Source organism: Amycolatopsis sp. 195334CR (genome assembly GCF_017309385.1).
Taxonomy (GTDB): Bacteria; Actinomycetota; Actinomycetes; order Mycobacteriales; family Pseudonocardiaceae; genus Amycolatopsis.
The window spans coordinates 2,231,572-2,253,245 of the sequence record NZ_JAFJMJ010000001.1; the positions used below are offsets into that span (position 1 = coordinate 2,231,572).

At 71.3% G+C, this 21,674-nt stretch carries 19 protein-coding genes; 8 read left to right on the top strand and 11 right to left on the bottom strand.

Annotated features, from left to right (window positions below):
• Together JYK18_RS10910 and pheA are read right to left on the bottom strand one after the other, a co-directional pair.
• The gene (locus JYK18_RS10910; protein ID WP_206801977.1) at positions 1-615 is read right to left on the bottom strand and encodes a histidine phosphatase family protein; all 615 of its coding nucleotides are present in this window, start codon (positions 613-615) and stop codon (positions 1-3) included.
• Entirely contained in the window at positions 612-1,520 is a 909-nt protein-coding gene (pheA, locus tag JYK18_RS10915) for a prephenate dehydratase (protein WP_206801978.1), read from the bottom strand. Before pheA ends, JYK18_RS10910 begins: the two co-directional genes overlap by 4 nt.
• An 86-nt stretch (positions 1,521-1,606) precedes the next feature.
• Here pheA and JYK18_RS10920 point away from each other — a divergent pair, with 86 nt between their 5' ends.
• The 3 genes from JYK18_RS10920 to JYK18_RS47495 all read left to right on the top strand — a co-directional run bounded on the left by JYK18_RS10920 (position 1,607) and on the right by JYK18_RS47495 (position 3,577).
• Positions 1,607-2,218, top strand: a complete 612-nt coding sequence (locus tag JYK18_RS10920; RefSeq protein WP_206801979.1) for a macro domain-containing protein — start codon at positions 1,607-1,609, stop codon at positions 2,216-2,218.
• Between the two features lie 142 nt (positions 2,219-2,360).
• Positions 2,361-3,293, top strand: coding sequence for a type I pantothenate kinase (coaA, locus tag JYK18_RS10925; protein WP_206801980.1), 933 nt, complete (start codon positions 2,361-2,363; stop codon positions 3,291-3,293).
• 152 nt (positions 3,294-3,445) lie between these two features.
• Positions 3,446-3,577 (top strand): hypothetical protein, encoded by a 132-nt coding sequence (locus JYK18_RS47495; RefSeq protein WP_277992154.1) that lies wholly within the window; start codon positions 3,446-3,448, stop codon positions 3,575-3,577.
• A 3-nt stretch (positions 3,578-3,580) separates the two neighbouring features.
• On the opposite strand, the gene JYK18_RS10930 is transcribed toward JYK18_RS47495, so the two are convergent.
• Genes JYK18_RS10930 through JYK18_RS10945 form a run of 4 tightly spaced genes read right to left on the bottom strand, consistent with a single transcriptional unit; the run spans position 3,581 to position 7,492 of the window.
• Positions 3,581-5,062, bottom strand: a complete 1,482-nt coding sequence (locus JYK18_RS10930) for a hypothetical protein (RefSeq protein WP_206801981.1) — start codon at positions 5,060-5,062, stop codon at positions 3,581-3,583.
• 19 nt (positions 5,063-5,081) lie between these two features.
• Complete coding sequence (locus tag JYK18_RS10935) at positions 5,082-6,257, bottom strand: hypothetical protein (protein ID WP_206801982.1); 1,176 nt, start codon at positions 6,255-6,257, stop codon at positions 5,082-5,084.
• A 43-nt stretch (positions 6,258-6,300) separates the two neighbouring features.
• Positions 6,301-7,020, bottom strand: a complete 720-nt coding sequence (locus JYK18_RS10940; protein ID WP_206801983.1) for a class F sortase — start codon at positions 7,018-7,020, stop codon at positions 6,301-6,303.
• Position 7,021: 1 nt separating this feature from the next.
• Positions 7,022-7,492 carry an excalibur calcium-binding domain-containing protein gene (locus tag JYK18_RS10945; protein WP_206801984.1) on the bottom strand — a complete coding sequence of 157 codons (471 nt, stop codon included), beginning with the start codon at positions 7,490-7,492 and terminating at the stop codon, positions 7,022-7,024.
• A 112-nt stretch (positions 7,493-7,604) separates the two neighbouring features.
• Between JYK18_RS10945 and JYK18_RS10950 the strand changes: the two genes are divergently transcribed.
• Positions 7,605-7,922, top strand: coding sequence for a nucleotide pyrophosphohydrolase (locus JYK18_RS10950; protein WP_206801985.1), 318 nt, complete (start codon positions 7,605-7,607; stop codon positions 7,920-7,922).
• Here the strand turns inward: JYK18_RS10950 and JYK18_RS10955 are convergent.
• Entirely contained in the window at positions 7,919-10,627 is a 2,709-nt protein-coding gene (locus JYK18_RS10955) for a hypothetical protein (protein WP_206801986.1), read from the bottom strand. The two genes, JYK18_RS10950 and JYK18_RS10955, sit on opposite strands and share 4 nt — an antisense overlap.
• 129 nt (positions 10,628-10,756) lie before the next feature.
• On the opposite strand from JYK18_RS10955, the gene JYK18_RS10960 reads away from it, so the two are divergent.
• The 4 genes from JYK18_RS10960 (at position 10,757) to JYK18_RS10975 (ending at position 13,901) form a co-directional block, all read left to right on the top strand.
• On the top strand, positions 10,757-11,977 hold the full coding sequence (locus tag JYK18_RS10960; RefSeq protein ID WP_206801987.1) for a hypothetical protein: 1,221 nt from the start codon (positions 10,757-10,759) through the stop codon (positions 11,975-11,977).
• A 68-nt stretch (positions 11,978-12,045) separates the two neighbouring features.
• The gene (locus tag JYK18_RS10965) at positions 12,046-12,708 is read left to right on the top strand and encodes a DUF4328 domain-containing protein (RefSeq protein WP_206801988.1); all 663 of its coding nucleotides are present in this window, start codon (positions 12,046-12,048) and stop codon (positions 12,706-12,708) included.
• Positions 12,709-12,718: 10 nt separating this feature from the next.
• The gene (locus JYK18_RS10970; protein ID WP_206801989.1) at positions 12,719-13,348 is read left to right on the top strand and encodes a response regulator transcription factor; all 630 of its coding nucleotides are present in this window, start codon (positions 12,719-12,721) and stop codon (positions 13,346-13,348) included.
• Between the two features lie 7 nt (positions 13,349-13,355).
• Entirely contained in the window at positions 13,356-13,901 is a 546-nt protein-coding gene (locus JYK18_RS10975; RefSeq protein WP_206801990.1) for a cysteine hydrolase family protein, read from the top strand.
• Here JYK18_RS10975 and JYK18_RS10980 read toward each other — a convergent pair.
• From JYK18_RS10980 to JYK18_RS10995, 4 genes are all read right to left on the bottom strand, one after another.
• The gene (locus JYK18_RS10980) at positions 13,898-15,034 is read right to left on the bottom strand and encodes a GAF domain-containing protein (RefSeq protein ID WP_206801991.1); all 1,137 of its coding nucleotides are present in this window, start codon (positions 15,032-15,034) and stop codon (positions 13,898-13,900) included. The two genes, JYK18_RS10975 and JYK18_RS10980, sit on opposite strands and share 4 nt — an antisense overlap.
• A 13-nt stretch (positions 15,035-15,047) precedes the next feature.
• A complete protein-coding gene (gene cydD, locus JYK18_RS10985; RefSeq protein WP_206801992.1) occupies positions 15,048-18,413 on the bottom strand; it encodes a thiol reductant ABC exporter subunit CydD in 3,366 nt (1,121 codons plus the stop codon).
• Positions 18,410-19,417: a cytochrome d ubiquinol oxidase subunit II gene (cydB, locus tag JYK18_RS10990; RefSeq protein ID WP_206801993.1), complete on the bottom strand. Its 1,008-nt coding sequence runs from the start codon at positions 19,415-19,417 to the stop codon at positions 18,410-18,412. Before cydB ends, cydD begins: the two co-directional genes overlap by 4 nt.
• A gap of 711 nt (positions 19,418-20,128) precedes the next feature.
• Positions 20,129-21,610, bottom strand: a complete 1,482-nt coding sequence (locus tag JYK18_RS10995) for a cytochrome ubiquinol oxidase subunit I (protein ID WP_206801994.1) — start codon at positions 21,608-21,610, stop codon at positions 20,129-20,131.
• Between the last annotated feature and the right edge of the window lie 64 nt (positions 21,611-21,674).

The following is a 21,674-nucleotide window of genomic DNA, read 5'->3' on the forward strand; positions in this document are numbered from 1 at the left end:
TCAGACGGGGTCGTCCACCCAGCGCAGGCAGTGCCAGCCGCCCTCGACCGACTCCAGCTGCACGATGCCGGTGTTCGGGATCAGGCTGGAGTCGGCCAGCTCGGGCAGCACGTTGTCGCACAGCCATTCGGCGGCCAGCCGGATCGAACCGCCGTGCCCGACCAGCACCACCACCCCGTCGGCGTCCGCGGCCTCGTGCTTGGCGCGCAGGTCGGCGACCGCCTTCCGGTACCGGTCGCGCACCTGCGTGCCGGTCTCCCCGCCGGGCAGCGGCACGTCCAGGTCGCCACCGGTCCACGCGTGCATGACCTTGGCGAACGCCTTCAGCGCGTCCTCGTCGGCGCGGTCCTCCAGGTCGCCGACGTTGATCTCGTGCACCCCTTCGACCGGCTGCACCCGCATGCCGAACACCTCGGCCACCGGCGTGGCGGTCTGCTGCGCCCTGGTCGCCATCGAGGCGTACACCGCGCGCACCGGCTCGCCGGCCAGTCGCCGCGCCAGTGCGGCGGCCTGCTCCCGGCCCAGCTCGGTCAGCGGCGGGCCCGGCAGCGCGGTGTTCAGCGTCTTGAGCACGTTCGACTCGCTCTGCGCATGCCGGATCAGGTACAGCTTCACGCCAGTTCTCCTCTCCGGACCGCGGCCACCCAGTCCACGGCTCCGGTGAAATCGTCGTTCGCGGCGCCCGGCTGGATGGTCGCCGCCACCTGGTCGGCCCGCGGGTGCGAGCCGAGGAAGCGCAGGCCGGAGCAGCGCCGCCGCAGCGCGGCCAGCGCGTCGCCGATGCGCGGTTCCGAAATATGCCCTTCGAAGTCCATGAAGAACAGGTATTCGCCGAAGTTTCCCTTGGTCGGCCGCGCGTCCAGCCGGGTCAGGTTGATGCCGCGGGTGGCCAGTTCGGTGAGCAGCTCGGCCAGCGTGCCGGTCCGGTTCGCGGCGGCGGCCACGATCGAGGTGCGGTCGGCCCCGGTGGGCTCCGGCAGCGCGCCCGGCGGCTTCAGCAGCAGGAAGCGGGTCCTGGCGTCGCGCACGTCGGCCACCTCGGTCGCCAGCACGCGCAGCGGGTAGTGCTCGGCGGCCACCGGCGCGGTCACCGCCGCGTCGAACTCCCCCTGCTGCACGGCCACCGCGGCGGCCGCGGTCGAGGCCGCCGCCACCGGCCGCGCGTCCGGCAGGTTCACCTCCAGCCACTGCCGCACCTGCGCGAGCGCGTGCGGGTGGCTGGCCACCGTGCGGATCGGCTGGTCGTCCGCCCTGGCCAGCACGGTGAAGTGCACCGGGAGCAGCGCCTCGGCGCAGGCCACCAGCAGCTCCTGCTCGGCCAGGCCGTCCAGGGTCGCGGTGACCGGGCCCTCCACCGAGTTCTCCACCGGTACGCAGGCCGCGTCGGCCTCCCCTTTGCGCACCGCGGCGAGCGCCGCCGGAATGGTCTCCACCGGGAGCAGTTCGTCGTCAACGGTCAACGTGCGAGCGGCCTGCTCGGTGAAAGTCCCCTGCGGGCCGAAATAGGCGATTCGAGACACACGGCAAGGCTACGCACCCACTTTCACTCGCATAGCCGGTAGGCGCGGCGGTTACGCGCACCGCCGTTTTTTGCGATGCTGGGGGCGTGACCGCACATCCGGGCACACACGCCGGCCGCCAGAGTTCGCCAGCCAGTTTCTCCGCGAGCAAACCCGAACTGGTGTTGTGTGCCGTCGACGAACCGCTCGCCCGTGCCTGGCGGCACGTGGTGGACACAGTGGACGGTCCGGTCCGGATCCACCGCGGCTCGGTGCTGGACGTCCCCGCCCAGGCCGTGGTCAGCCCGGCGAACTCGCTCGGCTGGATGCGCGGTGGCGTCGACGCGGTCTACTCGCAGGCCTTCCCGGAGGTCGAGCAGCACGTGCGCAGCGCGGTGCTCGCCTACCACGGTGGTGAGCTGCCGATCGGTGAAGCGCTGGTGGTGCCGACCGGCGAGCCGGCGCCGGCGTGGCTGATCAGCGCGCCGACCATGCGCGAGCCGGGTGAGGGCCTGCCGCCCGACACCGTGCACCCGTTCCTCGCCGCCCGCGCGGTGTTCCGGCTGTGGCGCGACGGGCAGTTCGAGCACGGCGGCGAGATCCGGCACGGCGTGGAGACGCTCGCCATGCCCGGGCTCGGCACCGGAGTCGGCGGAGTGGCGCCCACCACGTGCGCCCGGCAGGTCGCCGCCGCGTGGTCCGAGGTCTTCCCAGGCTGAGGCCGGGTTCGGCGGGCAACTCCGGGCGGCGTGGACTTCGTCACAGCGCGTTTGCCCTCGGTAAGCCCTACCGTTAGATCGACGTTGTAACCCACGTCGATTTCATGCGGCGCAGCCGGCCTCGACGCCGAGGGGAGTGCGGATGCCACGGGTTCGTGAGCTCAGCCCCTATGTGGAGCTACACCGCGATCAGTGGCGGGAGCTGCGCAGATCCACCCCGTTGCCGCTCACCGCGGACGAGTTGCTCCGCCTGCGCGGGCTCGGTGAGCAGGTCGACCTGGCCGAGGTGGCGGAGGTCTACCTGCCGCTGTCCCGGCTGATCAACCTGCAGGTCGCCGCCCGGCAACGGCTCTACGAAGCGACCACCACCTTTCTCGGTGAGGACTGCCGCGGCACCAAGGTGCCGTTCGTGATCGGCATCGCGGGCAGCGTGGCGGTCGGCAAGTCGACCACCGCGCGCATCCTCCGCACCCTGCTCGCCCGCTGGCCGGACCACCCGCGCGTGGACCTGGTCACCACCGACGGCTTCCTCTACCCGAGGGTCGAGCTGATGCGGCGCGGCATCATGCACCGCAAGGGCTTCCCGGAGAGCTACGACCGGCGGGCCCTGCTGCGCTTCGTCACCGAGGTCAAGTCCGGGGCCGAGCGGGTCAGCGCGCCGGTCTACTCGCACCTCGCGTACGACATCCTGCCCGGTGAGGAGCAGGTGGTGGAGCAGCCGGACATCCTCATCATCGAGGGCCTCAACGTGCTCCAGCCCGGCCCGCGGCTGACCGTGTCGGACCTGTTCGACTTCTCCATCTACGTCGACGCGCACACCGACGACATCGAGCGCTGGTACATCGAGCGGTTCCTGAAGCTGCGGCACACCGCGTTCGCCGACCCCGCCTCGCACTTCCACCACTTCGCCGGCCTGCCGGACGACGAGGCCCGCGCCGAGGCCCAGCACCTGTGGCGCACCATCAACGAGCCGAACCTCATCGACAACATCAAGCCCACCCGCCCCCGGGCCACGCTGGTGCTGCGCAAGGACGCCGACCATTCCATCAACCGGGTCCGGTTGCGGAAGTTGTAATTACCCCGGTGGAATTCGACGCTGCGTTGTCCTTCTCGGCCGATCGGACGAGGAGTTCGCAGGTGCACTAACCGGTTGGCCGATACCGGGGCGGACCCGCCCCGGCGACCCTGGACTAGGAATCACATCCTGACCAGGGAGGAGGCGCGGCCATGTTCACGACCATCATGACTTGGGTCGGCGCGATGTTCGGTGTCGCGGTTCTGCTGGTGATGGCCGCCGGGGCGTTTTTCGTCGATTTCGATGACACCGCGGACCGCAAGGTCAAAAACGGCAAGTCGTGAGGTTCAGCCGAGCGCGGTGAGCGCCCGCTGATAGTTCTCGATATCCAGCGCGATTCCGTCCTCGGATTCGTGGGCACTTTCCCGTAGCACGCCCCGCAGCCGGTCCAGCACGGCCGACCGGTCCAGCCCGCTGTCCCGCAGCGTCCGCGCGGCCGCCCAGACCTCGGGCGGCTCGTTGTCCCACAGCTGGTGCACCACCATCGCCTTGGTGCCGATCAACTCGGCCGAACCGGCGTCCAGCGCCTCAGCGGCGACCGCCTCGTGCAGTTCGGGGTGCTCTCCGAGAACCAGGAGGACCCGGTCGTCGGGGTCGGCGGGGTCCAGGTCGACCTCTTCGTCACCGATGGTCGTATGCGCTTCGGGCAGCGCGAACCGCCGCCGCTCCAGCACCGCTTCGACGTCGTCGTCCTCCTCGACACCGTCGAGGTACGGGTCGCTGTCGTCGTAGAGGCTCTCGACCATTTCGAGCAGCTCGTCCAGCGCGTCCTCGGACAGCCCGCGCTCGTCCGCCCGCCAGCGGATCCAGGCCTCCAGCAGCTCCGGGGACAGCTCCGCCGGCAGCTCGTCGGCCATCATCAGCAGCAGCTCCGGGCCGACGTGCAGTTCCCAGCGCGGCTCCTGCTGCTGGGCGAAGGCGACCAGCCACTCGACCAGCTCGCGGTGCTCCTCGGTTTCCTCGACCTCGGGGTTCGCGGTGAAGAACCGCCCGATGACCTGGTCGAGGTCCACCTTCACGTCCTGCGGCGGCTCGTCCGGGATCGCGCCCAGCGTCCGCAGCCGCGCGATGACCAGCCCTTCGACCGCGAGGTGCTCGGGCAGCATCGGGTCGGTGCGGAGGAGCGCGTCGGTGAGCGCCAGCCGGGCCTCGGGCCCGGAAATCCGCTCCAGGGTGTCCTCCTCGTCGAGGTTCTCGCGCAGTTCGGCGAGCACCCCGGCCGGGTCGTCGATCACCTCCAGCTCGTCGACCACCCCGCCGAGCCCGATCAGCGCCAGCACCCCGTGATCCGCTTCGCCGGCGCGGCTGAACGTGCAGAGCACGATGTGCTGCTCGCCGAACCGGTCGCGGCACAGCCAGCACTCCCCCGGCTCGGCCCGGCCGATCTCCGCCGTCCAGGCCGGCGGCTGCTGGCCGGTCTCCAGCACCTCGACCAGTGCGCGGGCGGCCGCGTCCGCGGCGTCCCCGTGCGTGGCGAACCACCGCAGCCCGGCGAGCAGGTTCACCGCGCCGGGGCCCGGGTGGCGGCGCGCGTAGTCGATCAGCTCCAGCAGCTGTTCCAGCGTGGTCTTCTTCCGCCGGTGGTCGTGCGGCGGGGCCGCCACCTCGGCGGCGAGCAGCTCGATGCCGAGCAGGTCCTCGTCCGGCCCGATCTCCGCGAATTCGGCCAGGACCGCCCGGTAGAAGCCGGTGTCCGCGACACCGCCACCCGACGGCTTCTTCTTGCCACCGGTTGATTTCTTCTTGCGACCACGGCTCACGGGGCTCATGCGGTCATCGTTCCACGGATCACCGACGATCTTTCGGCAGGGCGATCCGCGCGTTGCGGAGCTCGGCGATGAGCCGCGTTTTCCGCTTGTGCTCGGTGACCAGTTCGGCCAGATATTCGCCGAACTCCTGGGCGACTCCGGCGCGGCGGTACAACCCACGCAGTTTCCGCAGTTGCTTCGCCGCGTGCTGGTAGTGCCCGGCGTCGCCGTACGCGATCAGCTCGGTGACGTGGTCGCGGTAGACCGGCAGCACGTCGGCCGGGTGTTCCCGCGCGCGGAACTCGGCCACGCGGAGCCGATCGGCCAGCGAGGCACCGTCGCGACTCACCAGTTCCCATGCCTCGTCGTACTTTTCGGCTTCGATGAGCTCGTCGAGATCGGCCGGTTCGGGCGGGTTCTCGGTTTCCGGCGCCGGGCGGGGGCGCGGCAGTTCGGCGGGCTCGGCCGGCTCGGCGGGCTCGGTCACCTGCGCGCTGACCACCGGCCCCTTGCCGCGCACCAGCGCCTTCGCCGCGTGCGCGATCGCCTCGCTGTGCCGCCCGGCGTCGCGCAGCACGCGCACGATGCGCAGGCTCACTTCGCGGCTGGGCAGTTTCGCGGACAGGATGGCCACCAGCGCGTCGACGTCACCGGAGATCTCGGCCAGTTCCTCGCGCAGGCGCGCGGCCACCGGCGCGCGCCTGCGGTCGTCGTCGCCAATGGTGTCCACAAAGGACTTGATGCGCTTGATCCCGTTGTCGCCCAGCGACTTCGCGAAGGCACGCAGGTCGAGCACCGGCCAGCCGGGCCGGTCGAAGGTGACGCTGAGGATCCAGTCGGCGAGCGCTTCGGGCGGCGGCGGGTGCGCCACGCAGGCCCGCGCGTAGAGCGCCACCGCCCGCCGGAGCTGACCGGCGGACTCCTCTCCTCGCGCGAACGCGTCCCCGATCTTGTCCATCGCCCGTTTGGCCAAGGGCGCCAGATCGGCCCGCGTGCCGGCGTCGAGCAGCCGCTGCAGGGTGTCGAGCACCGGCTCGATGCCGTGCTCGGTTTCCTCCGCACCCTCGGCCTCGGCCAGCTCGGCGGCCCGTTTGCGGAGGCGTTCGCCCAGGTCGGGGTCCCGCTCGGCCTGTTCGTGGAGCAACGCGGCGAGCGTGGGGACGTCCAGTGTGCACAGGTACTCGAGCAGACCGGGGGAATCGGGATGCGCAGTCATCGGCACACATTCTCGGGCATTAGCCCGAATGCGACGCCGAGGATCACCGGAATGCCGTAGTCGACTTGAGCCGGTAGGCCTCGGTGAACCGGCCGTAGGCGATCACGTTGTCCGCGTACTCGCGCGAGTCGCGGTCGAACGCGCCACCGCAGGTGATCAGCCGCAGCTCGGGCTGCGCGGTGTCGCCGTAGACGTCCTCGGACGGGAAGGCCGACTTCGGGTGCCGCTCGACCCGGTACACGGTGAACACCGCGCTGATCCCGTCACCGCGGTGCACGGTGACCCGCGAGCCGACGCGCAACTCGGCCAGCCGCGAGAACACGCCCGGCACGTGGTTGTAGTCGACGTGCCCGGCGATCACCGACGGCCCGACCTCACCCGGTGTCGGGCTTTCGGTGTACCAGCCCGCCGTCGTGGCGTCACCGGGCACCTGGAGCGCGCCGTCCGACTGCAGGCCGAGGTCCATGATCTGTCCGGTGTGGACGTTCAGCTCCGGGATCTCCAGCGTGGCGGGCTTTCCCGGCGGCAGCACCTTCACGTCGAGTCGTTCGGTGCTCACCTCCGGCACGCTCGGCGGCGCGGGCGCGGCGGCCAGCGTGGACGAGGACGAGACCGGCGAGGGCGTCTCGGCCACCGGCGCCGCGGCGGAGAACGGCGCGGGGTGCTGTTCGGGCGTCGGCAGCACGAAGAGGATCACGCCGACCGCGATCACCACCACCATGGCCGAAGCGCAGGCGCCGGCCACCTTCCAGCGGGCCGTCATCTCAGCGCCCGGCTCTGCGGCGGTTGACCAGCACCAGCGCGGCGCCCCCACCCAGCAGGGTCAGCCCGCCCAGCCCGGCGAACGCGCCGAGCGAGGAGCCGTCGTCCGCGCCACCGGTGTCCACCCCGCCCGACGGCGTCTTCTTGACCTGGGGTTCGCCGAAGTGCGATTCGCAGGCGTACCCGTCGTCGTCCGCGTCCAGCCCGTGCGGATCGCTCGGGTCCTTCGCCCATTCGGCCTGCGCCTCGGCCTGGGTGGCGAAATCGGCGCAGTCCTTGTCCTTGCCGGTGGTGCTGGTGATCGCCGGGCTGGACGAACTGCTGCTGCTACTGCTGGTGGCACTCGATGACGACGAGGGTTTGGCGGGCGGCTGGATGCCCGGCGGGATCGTGGTGTCCTGTGCCAGCGCGGGGCCCGCGCCGAGGACGAGGGTGGTCAGCACAACACCGGCGGCGAAGCGGAACGGGCGCATCGAACGGATCCTCCGGACGGACCTGGATTCGGCGGATGGTTCCGTTTATCGCCGCGCGGTTCGGGGTGTTACGCGCGGCTGCCCGCCCGGCGGGGCGTGATAGGCAGTGCCGGTGACCATCGAAGATCTGATCCAGCGGCTCCGCGAGTTCGCCGACGCACGCGACTGGGAGCCGTTCCACACGCCGAAGAACCTGGTGATGGCCCTGTCCGGGGAGGCGGGTGAGCTGACCTCGCTGTTCCAGTGGCTGACCCCGGAGGAATCGGCGAACTGGCGGTCGGATCCGGAGCTCGAGGCGAACGTGCTCGACGAGATCGCCGACGTGACGCTCTACCTGGTCAGGCTGGCCGACGTGCTCGGCATCGACCTCTACGAGGCCGCCGCCGCGAAGATCGAGCGCAACGAGGTCAGATTCCCCCGAAAGAGTTAACGAGCCGCCTTCACCCGGTTCCGGCCGCGACGGGGTGCGGGCACCTCCTGGGGTTCGGGGTGGTCGTGCCGCTGCTCCTCGGTCGGCAGGTCGGCGAGGAGCTTGCGGGCGAGCCGCGGCCCTTCGCGGACGACCAGCGCCTCGGCGCGTTCCCCCTGCACGGGCAGGTGGGTGGCGCCGAACAGGACGGTCCGCCGGTCGATCACGGCGATCTTGCGGTGCGCGGTCCGCGCCCGGACCACGGTCACCCCGCGCCCGCGCAGCGCGCGGATCAGCGGGTTGCCGTCCGGCCGCAGCACCGCGTACACGTCGACGCCGCGCTCGACGGCGGCGGCCACCGCGGTCAGCAGGTCCGGCACCTCCTCCTCGTTCCACGGCGCCCAGAGCCACACCGACTCCCGCGCCATGGCGATGTGCTGGGCGACTTCAGCGGCGGTGCCGGGGGCGAGCAGGTCCGCCGCCTGCCGCACCTCGATTTCCTGCTGCAGGCGCAGCGCGTTGACCGCGCCCAGCGCGCTGCCGATCGGCGCGGCCTTGACCGCACCGAGGTCGGCGAGCAGGTAGAGGCGTTCGCGGGCGGCCGCGGTCCCGGCGGTGAGCAGGGTGCGCTGGACCGAGTCGGTGGCGCTGAGCAGGTCGACCGCGACCGCGTCGAAGCGCAACCCGGCCAGCGCGCGGGCGGTGCCCGCCACCGCGGAAAGCGCGGGGTCGGCGTCGCGGACCGCGGCGAGTTGCACGCCGAGGCGCTGCGGGTAGCCGGTCAGCAGGCCGAAGGATTCGCCCTGTCCGCCGTGGAGCTCGGTGAGGCGCCCGGCGAGCAGGCCGCCGATCGGGGACCAGCCGCTGGCCCGCTGGTAGGGGCGGCACAGTTCGGGCAGGGCCAGCGTGTCGACGAGCACGATCTCGGGTGCCTGGTGGTCGCCGTCGAGGAAGCCGTAGCTGACGGCGTTCGCGAGTGCGCGTTCGCCGGTGTACTGCCGCCGGAGCACGACGCAGCCGTCGTGGCGCTGCGCGTCTTCGCGGGTCTTGATGCCGCAGTGCGCGAAGACGTTCGTGGCCAGCCAGGTGCGCACGGCGGCGTTCTCGGTCAGCTTCGCGGGCCGGACTTCCGGGCCGGGCAGGCAGAAATCGCCGAACAGCACCGCGGTCTCCCCGGCCCTGGCCACCGCGAGGAGCACGTCGGCGGCCCGCAGCGCGGCGGCGCGGTCGACCAGCACGACGTCGAAGTCCCGTTCGGGGATCGTGTCGGTGACCAGCACCCGCTGGGTGGCGGCGGTTTCCGCGTCGAACTCCCGGTGCTGCTGGATGACCTGCTCGGTCAGCCACACCAGCCGCTTCTCGAGTCTCTTCCGCCGGAGCGCGCGCTCGTCGGCGCCGGCACGGAGGGTTTCGCGTTCCTCGTGCAGTTCGGACAGCGAGCGTCTGGCCTGGTCGGCGTGCCGTTGTCTGTCCTCTTCGGACACTGCACCGGCGGCGCGGGCCTTGAGGATGTGCCGACGCAGCGCGACCACCTTCAGGTAGGCGTCGCTCTCCACGCGGGCGGCCTCGTCCAGCACGCGCTCGGCCTCGGCGAGTTCCTGGTCGAGGCGGGTGATGTCGGCTTCGGTGATCGGATGCGCGGCGGCGAGGTGTTCCTCGATCAGCTCGCTGACCCGCGCCTGCTCGCGGAGCAGCCGCCGGTCGGCGGGTTTCACCTTGGACAGGTGGCGTTCCGGGGTGAGGCGTTCGAGTTCGGTGATCAGCTCGGCGGCCTGGGCGAGCTGGCCGCGCTCGTACTCGACCTTGCCGCGGTCGACCCTGGCCGCGCGCAACGCGGCCTGCGCGTCCTCCAGGTGGGCGGTGGCCACGCGGTGGAGTTCGCTGGTCTCGGCGAGCTCGGCCTCCAGTCCGCCGATGCGGTCCTCGTGCTCGATGCGCTCGGCCAGCGCGCGGAACTCGTCGTGGTCGTAGCCGGCCAGCTGCTCGTCCACAAAGGACATGCGGGCGATGACCTTGTCGAGCTCCGCGAGGTCATCGAGCACGGCGGTCAGCTCGGGATCGGCGGGGGGCCGCTCGGGCGCGAACTTCTCGGCGAGCGCCTCGTCGGCGGAGAGCACCAGGACGCTCTTGCCTTTCTGAGCCAGCTCCTCGACCGCCTTACCGAGCACGCGCGTAACCCCGGTACCGGGCGGCGCCCACACGAGACGAACGCCGGGGCTGAGACATGCCCGATAAGCGGCGGACTGCTCCTCGTTGAGTCCTTCGATCGGGGCCACCGGCTCAGCCTCAGCCGTCGGCTCAGCCTCAGCCGCCGAGCCAGCCTTGGCGACCGGGTCCAGCTCACCAGCCGCGAGCCGATCGGCCAGCGGCGCCTCCGCCAGCCCCAGCAACCCGTCGGCCACCCTCCGCCGCAAATCCCGCGGCGACCGAACCTCGGCCCACACCCGGTCGCACCCCCGAGGCAACGGCCCGGCCACCCGCAGCCGCAACACCCCGGCGTGCACGCGGTACTCCTGGACCGGCACCGAAACCCCACCGGCCGCCCCGGCCACGCACAGGCGGACCAGGTGCTCGCGACCGATCCAGCGGCCACGCAGATCCGCCGCATACCAGTCACCGGCGGCCAGCGGCCGCACCTTGCCCAGCACCAGCCAGCCGCCGCCGTCCCTGGCGTGCCCCAGCTCCGCCACGACCGCCCGGGCGGCCTCCTCCCGCCAGTCCGCCATCCCACTCCCGTTCAGCCGACGCTCACCGGTCCGACCACCGAGTAAACCAAGAGTGCGGGTGCTTTTACACAGAGTAACCCGATGGGGCGATCCCGCTGACTACCATCGGTCGGGCCGAGCAGTGGCCAGATGACCGCGCCGTCCGAGGGGAACATGGAAAAGACGATCGCCGCCGAACTCGCCAACGCCACCGGGAGCCGGGAACTCGACCGGCTCTGCGAACGGCACGCCCAACGGCTCTTCGACGAAGGCGTCGAACCCGACTTCACCGTCGAATCAGCGGATTTCGCCGGTGACGGGCTGCTCATCTGCGCCGACCGCTACTGGCGACTCCGGTTCCTCGACCGGCCGACGGTGGAAACGGCCACCCGGTGCGCGCGCTGGCTGGCCGCGCACGTCGCGAGCGAGGTCCGTACCCCGATCGCCGAGAAGTGGTCGCTCGGCTATGCCTTCATCACCAGGGACAACGTCGAGTCCGGCGCGGAGGTGGAGCACGCGACCGGCGCACTGGTCAACGGTGTGGACAACTCCGCGGAGATCGCCTACTTCGCCACGCTGTACCACGCGGGCAAGTTCCGGGCGAACTTCAACTGCGAGGAACTCGGCGAGTTCCTCAATTCCTCGCTGCTGGCCCTCGCGGCGGGCGAGTTGCGCACTGGTTCGCTGTTCGTCGCCCTGGAATCGTTCGCCGCGTTCGGCAGACACTCCGTCACGTCGGAGCACGCGGTCCGGCTGTTCGAGAAGGCCTGGAACGCACCTGGTCGCACGCTGGCGGTGATCGACATCTGCCTGAACGGGCTGTGGTGGAGCCGCCCGTTCGACCGGCAGGGCGAGTTGCTCCGCACCCACGCCACCGAGGCCGTCCAGCAGTACCCGGAGAACCACATCTTCTTCTACCGCTTGGCCTCCGCTCACCGGATCTGCGAAGAATTCGACGAGGCGCTGCGCAGCATCGACACCGCACTGCGACTGCTCCCGGCGATGGGCAGTCGAGGGAGCCACGGCCAGCTCCAGGAGCAGTACCTGGCCGAGCGGAACGCGATCCGGACGGAGCAGGGGCGCGCCCGCTGGGTGGCCGAACAGCAGGAACTGCTGGCCGAGTTGAAAGCGGAGAACGCCGCGCTGCGGGACACCGTGCAGTCGTCGCCGGTGCGGATGGTCGAAGTGGTCGCCGTGTTCACCGCGGCCATCGCGTTCGCCGTCGGGTCTCTGCAGGTCACGCTCAACGGCGCGCTCTCGAAGGGCGACCGGTTCGTGCTGATCGCCACGCTCGGCGCCGGCCTGCTGCTGTTCGCTCTGCTGATCGTCGGATTGACCTGGTTCATGACCCGTGTTCGGCGCAGGAGGTGAAACGCGGCCGATTCCACCGGCGATGAGCAGGCAGTGCGGTAGCTGACCGGCGTCTTCTGGGGGAAGTCATGACCGAACAGCAGTCGCCCACCCGGCCGGTGCTGCCGTTGCGCGGGGCGGCGACGGCGGCCAGTGCGCTCATCGTGCTGTCCGCGCTCGCCGGGGTGGCGGTGACGGTCACCGACTGGCACACCTCCTCGGTGGCCGACGCCTACATCGACGACAACGCCGGCCTCACCATCGCGGACCTGCGCGCCGCCGAGCGGCTGGCCTCGGCGGCCGCCTGGGTCTACCTCGGCATCACGCTGCTCGCCGCCTGCCTGTTCCTGCTGTGGACCTGGCGCGCCCGCGCCAACGCCGAAGCGTTCTCCCCCGCCCGCCACCGCCGCGCCCGCGGCTGGGTGCTCGGCGGCTGGTTCTGCCCGGTGGTGAACTTCTGGTTCCCGTACCAGGTGGTCGCCGACATCGAGAAGGCCAGCCGACCGGTCGCCCGCGCGGAGACCGACCTCGCCCACCTCCCGCCGAGTCCGCTGGTCGGACGCTGGTGGGCGGTGCTGCTGGCCAGCCTGCTGCTCGACCAGTACGTGGTTCAGGTGGTGTTGCGCACCGTTTCCGCCGAGTCGCTGCGCGAGGCGGCCCGGCTGACCACGGTCGCCACCGCGCTGCAGGCGATCGCCGCCGGCATGGCGCTCCTGCTCGTCCGGCGCATCACCGTCGCCCAGGCCGCGTAACCTTCGAAGCGTGCCGATCCAGGTCCTGCTCGTCGACGACCACGAGGTGGTCCGCCGCGGGCTGCGCGATCTGCTCGGCGACGAGCCGGACATCGAGGTGATCGCCGAAGCCGGTGGCGTGGACGAGGCGCTCGCCCTCGCCACGCACCTCGAACCCGACGTCGCCGTGGTGGACGTGCGGCTCGGCGAAGGCAGCGGGGTGGAGCTGTGCCGCGAACTGCGGTCGCGGCCGAACCCGCCGCAGTGCCTGATGCTCACCGCCTTCGACGACGAGGAGGCGATCGTCGGCGCGATCATGGCCGGTGCCGCCGGGTACCTGCTCAAGCAGGTGCGCGGGCAGGACGTGGTCAACGCCGTGCGCGAGGTGGCCGCGGGCCGCTCGCTGCTCGACCCGCTGACCACGGCGAAGGTGCTGGAGCAGATGCGCCACCCGCCGGAGGACGAACTGGCGGAGCTGACCGAGCGCGAGCGCAGCATCCTCGAACTGATCGGCGAGGGCCTGTCCAACCGGGAAATCGCCGAAAGGCTGTTCCTGGCGGAAAAAACGGTGAAGAACTACGTCACGTCGGTACTGGCGAAGCTCGGCATGCAGCGGCGCACGCAGGCCGCCGCGTGGATCGCTCGCCGGGAAAAGCACTAGGGGGACCATGGCCACCGCGCTCGTCGTCGGCGACATCCAGCGAGGCATCACGGACGGTTACCCGTTCACCAAGGTGGTCGTGCCGCCGCTGACAGAACTGCTGCCACGTGCCCGTGCCACCGGTGCGCTGGTGGTCTTCGTGCGCACCGCGTTCCGGGTCAATCGCGCGGATCTGCCGCCGGAAGACCAGGTTCTCACCAGCTTTTTCGAGGCAGGCGACAGTTTCCACGAAGGTTCGCCCGGCACGGACATCGCTCTCCCGGTCGCCGACGAGGACGTGATCGTGCTGAAGCGGCGGGCGAGCGCGTTCGCGGGCACCGACCTCGACCTGGTGCTCCGCGCGCAGGGTGTCACCAAGCTCGCCATCACCGGGGTCGCGACCGGCGCGATGGTGGCGGCGACCTGCTACGACGCGGCCGATCGCGGCTACGGCGTGACCGTGCTCCGCGACGCCTGCGCCGACGCCGATCCGTCCATTCACGACTTCTTCGTGGACAAGGTGTTCCCCAGCCGGAACTTCGAAGTCACCACCTGCGCCGACTGGCGGCCCTAGCCCAACGGCAGGTCGAACGCCACCAGCGTGCCCAGGCTCGGTGAGGAGTTCAGGTAGAACTTCCCACCGGAGGCGTCGGCGCGTTCGGCGAGGTGACGAAGACCTCGTTTGGCCACGTCCTGCGGGACGCCGGAACCGTTGTCCCGAACGCGCAACCGGATCTCGTCGGCGTCGCGGTACAGGGTCACGCGGGTTTCGCTGGCGCCGGAGTGCCTGACCACATTGGACAGTGCCTCGCGGAGCGCGGCGCGGATGTGGTCGGCGCGTTCGGCCGGGATGTCGGCGAGTTCGCCGGAAAGTTCCAGGGTGGGCGGGAAGCCGAGGAGTTCACCGGCGATCCGGACCTCGGCGCGCGCGGATTCGGCGAGATCGGTGGCGGGCAGTTGTTCCTGCTCCGGCTCGGGTGAACGCAGCGCGCGGACGGTGCCGCGGATCTCCTCGATGGTCTCGTCGAGCTGGTCGATCGCCTCGCCGAGACGTGCTTCGTCGGCCCGCGCGAACCGTTTGCTCATCCGCCGCCGCACCCGGTCGAGCTGCATCCCGGCGGCGTAGAGGCGTTGCACGATCACGTCGTGCAGTTCGCGGGCGATGCGCTCGCGTTCCTGGTACAGCGTCACGCGGTGGCGCGCGTTGGCCCCCTCGGCGAGGGCGAGCACCACGCCGGCCTGCGTGGCGAACGCGGTCAGCACCTCGACGGTCTCTTCGGAGAACGGCTCGCTGCCGTGTTCGCGGTATACGGTGAGCACGCCGAGCCGTCGCCCGCCGCTGCCGAACGGCGCCGCGGCGAATGGGCCGAACCGGGCGAGTTCGCCGGGCACGTACGGGGCCGTGCGCGGGTCGGTGGTCACGTCGGCAGTGACCACGGACTCGGCTCCCTGCGCGACGCGACCCGCCGCGGACTCGGCGGGCAGGACCAGGCCGAGCACGTTCTCGCCGGTGCCGCCCGCGACGGCTTCGACCACTACCTGGCCGTCCTCGGTGCGGACCATCAGCAGGCCGAGGTCGGCGCGGGCGAGTTCGGCGGCGTGGCGGACGACGGAACCCAGCACCGCCGCCGGGTCGTCGCCGGACAGGGCGGTGGTGGTGATCTCGGTGGCGGCCGAAAGGGCGCGCGCGGCAAGTGTGGGGTCCATCAGCGTCAACAAGTTAAACACCGCTTCGCGACAGCACGTGCACTCGGCCGTCCCGCACGTCGAGGTGCAGATCCGCGACGGCGGCCTCTTCCATGCGGTGCGTGACCCAGATCACGGTCTTGCCTGCGAGGGCCTCGGTGAGCCCGGCGCGGACCTCGTAGGCGGTCTGCTCGTCGAGGTGCGAGGTCGGCTCGTCGAGCAGAACGAGATCACTGCTCTCACTGGAGAGCACTGCTCTCGCCAACGCCACCCGCTGCCCCTGACCACCGGACAGCCCGGCCCCGCCACTGCCCAGCAGGGTTTCGGCGGGCAGGTCGGCGAGACCGGCGGTGGTGAGCGCCGCGCGCAGTTGCTCGGAAGTCGCGTGCGGGTCGGCAAGACGCAGGTTCTCGGCGACGGTGGTCGCGACGAGCCCGGGTTCCTGCGGCGCCCAGGCAATCGCGGCGGGCGTGCGCACGCTGCCACGTTCCGGCGCGAGGAAGCCCAGCAACAGCGCGAGCAGACTGGACTTGCCCGCACCCGACGGTCCGGTGATCGCCACGGTCGCTCCGCGCGGAATGGTCAGCGTTACGTCCTTCAACACCGGCTCCGCCGCACCCGGCCACCGCACGTCGACACCAGTCAGCTCGACGTCATCGGCGTGCTCGGGCCCCAGACCATCCGACGCGGTCACGTCGACACCGTCTGCATGCTCAGGCCGCAGACCGCCCGGGGCAGTCACCTCAACACCGTCGACGTGCCTCGATCGCGGACCGTCCGGGGCGGTCAGCACCGCCGCGAGCCGGGTACGGGCGCGGCGTAATTCATCCCAGTGTTGAGCGACCGGCGGCAGTTGCAGGAGCACCTCAGCGAGGGCCAGCGGCACCAGGGCGACGATCGGCGCAAGCACCGGGTTCAGCGTGCCGTCGGCCGCAGCGGCCACGGTGGCGGCGACCGCCGCGCCGCCCATCGCGAGCACCACCAGCGCGTCGGCGGCACCGGCGCCGAACGCCTGCCGCCGCGTGCCCGTGGTCAGCTGGTCGTCGGCGAGCGCGAGGGCCTGCCGCTGCCGCCGGTAGGCGCCGAACGCGAGCAGTTCCGCGGCACCTTCGAACAGCGTGAGGACGCGCGCCGCCACGTCCCGCCGCCCCTCGGCGAGTGCCGAGGTCGAGCGGCGTTCGAGCAGGAGGGCGAGTGCGGGCGCCAGCAGTCCGGCGACCAGCGCCGCGACCGCGAGGTAGAGCCCGGCGATCGGCAGCACGGCGGTCTGCACGGCCACCGCGCCCGCCACCACCAGCACCGCGACCAGCGGCGGCGAGACCACCCGCGGCAGCAGGTCGCGCACGGTGTCCACATCGGACACCAAGCGACGCTGGCCCTCACCGTCGCGCAGCGCGCTGGTGCCGACCGGGCCGATGCGCACCAGCGCGCGCCACAGGTCGACGCGGAGGCTGGTGGCGGTGCGGAAGGCACCGTCGTGGGTGGCGAGCCGTTCGAGGTAGCGGAGGCCGGCGCGGGCGAGGCCGAAGGTGCGCACACCGACCACCGCGACGGTCAGCGTGAGGATCGGCGGTTGCTGGGACGCCTTGGCGATCAGCCAGCCGGAGGTCGCGGTCAACGCGATCCCGGCGAGGAACGCCGCGGCACCGAGTCCCGCTCCGGTCAGAAACGCGCGGTCGGTGAGGCGGCGGAGGCCGATCGGCTTGGCGTCGGGCTCGGCCGGTGCGTCCGCGGCGACGGTCATGGCCGCTGGTTCGTCCTCGGCGAGCGAAGTCAGCCGGTCGTGGGCGGCGATCACCACGGTGGCCCCACCCGCGGCGACCGCCTTGATCGCCTTCATCACGCGGCGCGCCGACGCGGCGTCGAGGTGGGCCGTCGGCTCGTCGAGCAGCAGGAGCCAGGCGCCGTACCGGGCCCGCAGCAGCGCCCTGGCCACCGCCACCCGCTGCCGCTGGCCAGTGGATAGGTGGCTGACTGGCTGATCCACTTGGCCACTCAGCCACACAGCCACCAGGACACCGAGCAACTCGTCCTCTGCCGGTTCGACGTCCTGGTCAGCCAGTGCGAGCCGGAGTTCCTCGCGAACCGTGCCGCCGGTGAACGCGGGCGACTGCGGCACCCAGGCGACCTGGCGGCGCCAGTGCGGCAGATCGGCTTCGGCGAGCGGCTGGCCGTCGACGGTGACCGCGCCCGATTCCGGTTGCACAAAACCGAGCAGAGCGGCGAGCGTGGTGGACTTGCCCGCGCCGCTCGGCGACCGCAGCCAGGTGATCTCGCCGGGGTCGGCGGTGAAGGTCTCGCCGTCGGGCGCGAACCCACCCCGCCGGCGCACGCGCAGGTCGCGGACCTCGATTTGTCCTTTGTGGAGCTTCCGGGCGCCGGGGTCGGGCACCGGTTCGGCGAGCACCTCGGCGACGCGGCGCACCGCCTCGACCCCGTCTTCGCTGGCGTGGAAGGCGGCACCGGCGTTGCGCAGCGGCTGGAAGCACTCGGGCGCGAGAATCAGCACGCCGAGGCCGATCGCCAGGGTCAGGTCGCCGGAGACCAGCCGGACCCCGATCACCACGGCGACCAGTGCCACGGAAAGCGTCGCGGCCAGTTCGAGCACGAAGGCCGAGGAGAAGGCGACGCGCAGGGTTTTCAGGGTGTCGCGGCGGTGCCGGTCGGAGACCTCGCGCACGACTTCGGCCTGCGCCCCGGCACGGCGGAACGCGGCGAGGACCGGCAGCGCGCGAATGAGTTCCAGCAGGCGGCCGGACAACCGGTGGGTGGCTTCGGTCGCGTCGCTCACCCGGTCCGCGGTGTACTTACCGACCAGGATGGCGAACATCGGCAGCAGCGGCAGGGTCACCGCGATCAGCACCGCCGACGGCCAGTCGGCGAACAGCACCGCGGCGCCCGCGCCGAGCGGGACCACGGCGGCGGTGACCAGTGCGGGCAGGTACGTGGTGAAGTAAGCATCGAGCGCGTCGAGGCCGCGGGTGGTCAGCGCGGTCAGTTCGCCGGTGCCGCGGGCGGCGATCCACTCCGGACCGAGTGCCGCGGCGTGGTCGACCACCTTGGCGCGCAGCTCCTCCTTGGCGCCCGCCGCGGCGCGGGCGGAGACCACCCGCACCGCCCAGCCGACCAGCGCGCGTCCTCCCACGGCGCCGAGCAGCCAGGCGGTGCGGCCCCCGATCTCACCGTCGCCCCCGACGATCGAGGCGAGGATCGAAGCCAGCAGGAACGCCTGCGCCACCAGCAGCGCGGCGTTGGCCGCGGCGAGCACCGCGGCGGTGGCCAGTGCCCGGCGCGCCACCGGCGAAAGGGAAGGCAGCGCGCCGAGCGGGCCGGGTCCCGGCCGCACTTTGTCCACTGTGGACAACTTCTTGGCGGGAAGGGTGGTGCGGCCGGGAGTCATGGGGTGTGCACCGGGGGGATGTGGTGGGTGCCGATGCGCTTGCGGAAGACCCAGTAGGTCCAGCCCTGGTAGATCAGCACGGCCGGGGCGCCGAACGCGCCGACCCAGGTCATCACCTGCAGGGTGTACGGGCTGGAAGCGGTGCCGTCGATGGTGAGCGTGTTGGCCGGGTCGCCGGTGGAGGGCAGGACGTCCGGGTAGAGCGCGCCGAACAGGGTGATCGCGGCGGTGGCGATGAGCACGCCGAGCGCGGCGAAGGCCTGCCCGTCACGATCGGCGGCGAGGCGGAGCCAGGCCACGATCGCCGACAGCACCGCGATGGCGAGCGTGATGACCGTCCACAGTGCACCTTCGCGGAGCTGGACCATGGCGAGGAAGCCGAACATCGGCAGCAGCGCGAACGGCATCGCCCGGAGTGCGACGGTGCGGGCGCGCTCGCGGAACTCGCCCTCGGTCTTGAGCGCGAGGAACGCGGCGCCGTGGACCAGCGAAAACCCGGCGAAGGCGAGGGCACCGAGCGCGGTGTCCCAGCGGACGGCCTCCCAGGGGCTGCCGATGCGGTCGCCGTTGGCGTCGAGCGGGAGGCCGAGCATCGTGGTGGCGAGCAGGAGGCCGACGCCGAGGGGCGGAAGCCACGAGCCGAGCACGATCACGCGGTCCCAGGTGCGGCGCCAGCGGTCGGAGTCGACCTTGCCGCGGTACTCGAAGGCCACGCCGCGGCCGATCAGCGCGAGCAGGATGATCAGGACGGGGAGGTAGGCGCCGGAGAGCAGGGTCGCGTACCAGCCGGGGAAGGCGGCGAAGGTCGCGCCGATCGCGACGATCAGCCAGACCTCGTTGCCGTCCCAAACCGGCCCGATCGTATTGATCATCACGCGGCGCTCGGTGTTGTCACGACCGAGCCACGGCAGGAGCATGCCGACGCCGAAGTCGAAGCCCTCGAGGAAGAGGTACCCGAGCCAGAAAACCGCGACGATGATGAACCAGACGGTCTCGAGATCCATTTCAGCTCACCGCCTTCGGAGTGGTGGTCTTGGCCATCCGCAACCCGATCTTTCGGGCACTGGTCTTCTGGAGGCCGGTCGTTCGGGCACCGGTCGTCTGGAGGCGGGGATCAGTCGCCACAGAACCGACCGGCCTGGGCACCATCGCCAGGCGCCCGGCCGTCAGTGACGCGCGGCGCCCAGCTGCCGACCACGTTGTGCCACGTGAAACCTGTTTTCCCCAAGTTGTGCACAACGACCGCACTTGTCCACAGAAACCTGTGGACAGCCCCGCCCCGGCGCCAGCGCCGATAGGCTGGACCTGGGAACGCCCCCCTGGGATGGGCGGGGGTTGCTCGGCGGTGGGGTGTGGACCGCGGGGTTGGGGGGCGGTGGGGTGTGGGCTCGGCGGGAGTGGTTCGGGAGAGTGCGGGGTGGTCGGGAGGGTGGCCGCTTGGCGCGAGGCTGGCAGGGTCTCGGTCCGGCGCGAAGTCGGGCGGGGCGCGGCTTGGCACGAGGCCGGGAGGGTGGTCGCTCGACCCGAGGTCGGGATGACCGCGGCTCGGCGCGAGGCCGGAAGTGTGGCCACCCGGGGCGAGGCCGGAAGGGGCGCCGCACGGCGCGAGCGCGAAAGAGTCGCGGGTCGGCGCGAGGCCGGAAGGGGCGCGGCTGGCGCGGTGGGGAGCGGCGGTCCGCCGGTGGGGGGCATGGGTGTCTGCATGGTGGTCGCCTTCAGTACGCGAAGGAGAGGGCTTTGTCCTCGTCCGGAGTGGTTGGGGGTTTGGGGGGCATGACGCCTTCGATGCCCCCGCGCACGTACTTCCGCAGCAGGAACACCTCCACCACGCCCAGCACCGCATAGACCACGGTGAGGCCGATCAGCGACACCCACACCTCACCCGCGCTCAGGTTGGACACCGCCGTCGCGGTGAACATCCAGACGCCGTCGACGCCGGTGGGGTTGGGGACCACCACGAACGGCTGGCGCCCCATCTCGGTGAAGATCCAGCCGGCGCTGTTCGCCACGAACGGGGTGATGATGCCCAGCAGCATCACCCTCGGGAACCAACGGCTCGACGGGATCCGCCCCTTCCGGGTCAGCCACAGGGCCAGCACCCCGAGCCCCGCCGAGATCGCGCCGAAGCCGATCATCGCGCGGAAGCCCCAGTACGTCACCGGCAGGCTGGGCACGTAGTCGATCGGCTGCCCGGCCAGTTCGCCGAGGCGCGGGTCGTCCGGATAATTGGTGCCGTAGCGCGCCTGGTACTCCGTGACCAGGTCCTCGACGCCCTTCACCTCGGTACTGAAGTCGTTGTGCGCCAAGAAGGACAGCAACGCGGGCACGGTGAACGTCTTCACGTCCTCGCACTGCGCGTCCGCCACGTCGCCGATCGCCAGGATCGAGAAGCTCGCCGGGGCCTCCGTATGACACAGCGCCTCCGCCGAGGCCATCTTCATCGGCTGCTGCTCGAACATCAGCTTGCCCTGCAGGTCACCGGTGATCGCCAGCGCCGCGAAGGCCACCACGCCGACCCAGCCACCGAGGCGGATCGACGAGCGCCACACCGCGCGGTGCTCGTCCTCCGCCGAGCGCTTGCGCCACAGGTGCCAGGCGGCCACCCCGACCACGAAGGCCGCGGCCACCGAGAACGTGCCCGCCACCGTGTGCGGGATGGCGGCCAGCGCGGTGTTGTTCGTCAGCACCGCCCAAATCGAGTTCATCGTCGGCCTGCCGTCGACGAACTCGACGCCGACCGGGTGCTGCATCCACGAGTTCGCCGCCAGGATGAAGTACGCCGACGCGACCGTGGCCAGCGAGAACGCCCAGACGCAGGCCAGGTGCACCTTCTTCGGCAGGCGGTCCCAGCCGAAGATCCACAACCCCAGGAAGGTCGACTCGACGAAGAAGGCGACCAGGCCCTCCATCGCCAGCGGCGCGCCGAACACGTCCCCGACGAACCGGGAGTACTCGCTCCAGTTCATCCCGAACTGGAACTCCTGCACGATCCCGGTCACCACGCCCATGGCGAAGTTGACCAGCAGCAGCTTGCCCCAGAACTTCGTCATCTTGAGGTAGCGCTCGTTCCCGGTGCGCACCCAGGCCGTCTGCATCCCGGCGACCAGCAGCGAAAGCCCGATGGTCAGCGGGACCATCAGGAAGTGGTAGACGGTGGTGATGCCGAACTGCCACCGCGCGAGTTCCAAGACCTCCACGAGATCAAGCCTCGTCGCGGGCGCGGGCACCCGCCAGTTCAAACAGTCCTGTTCACCCCAGGAC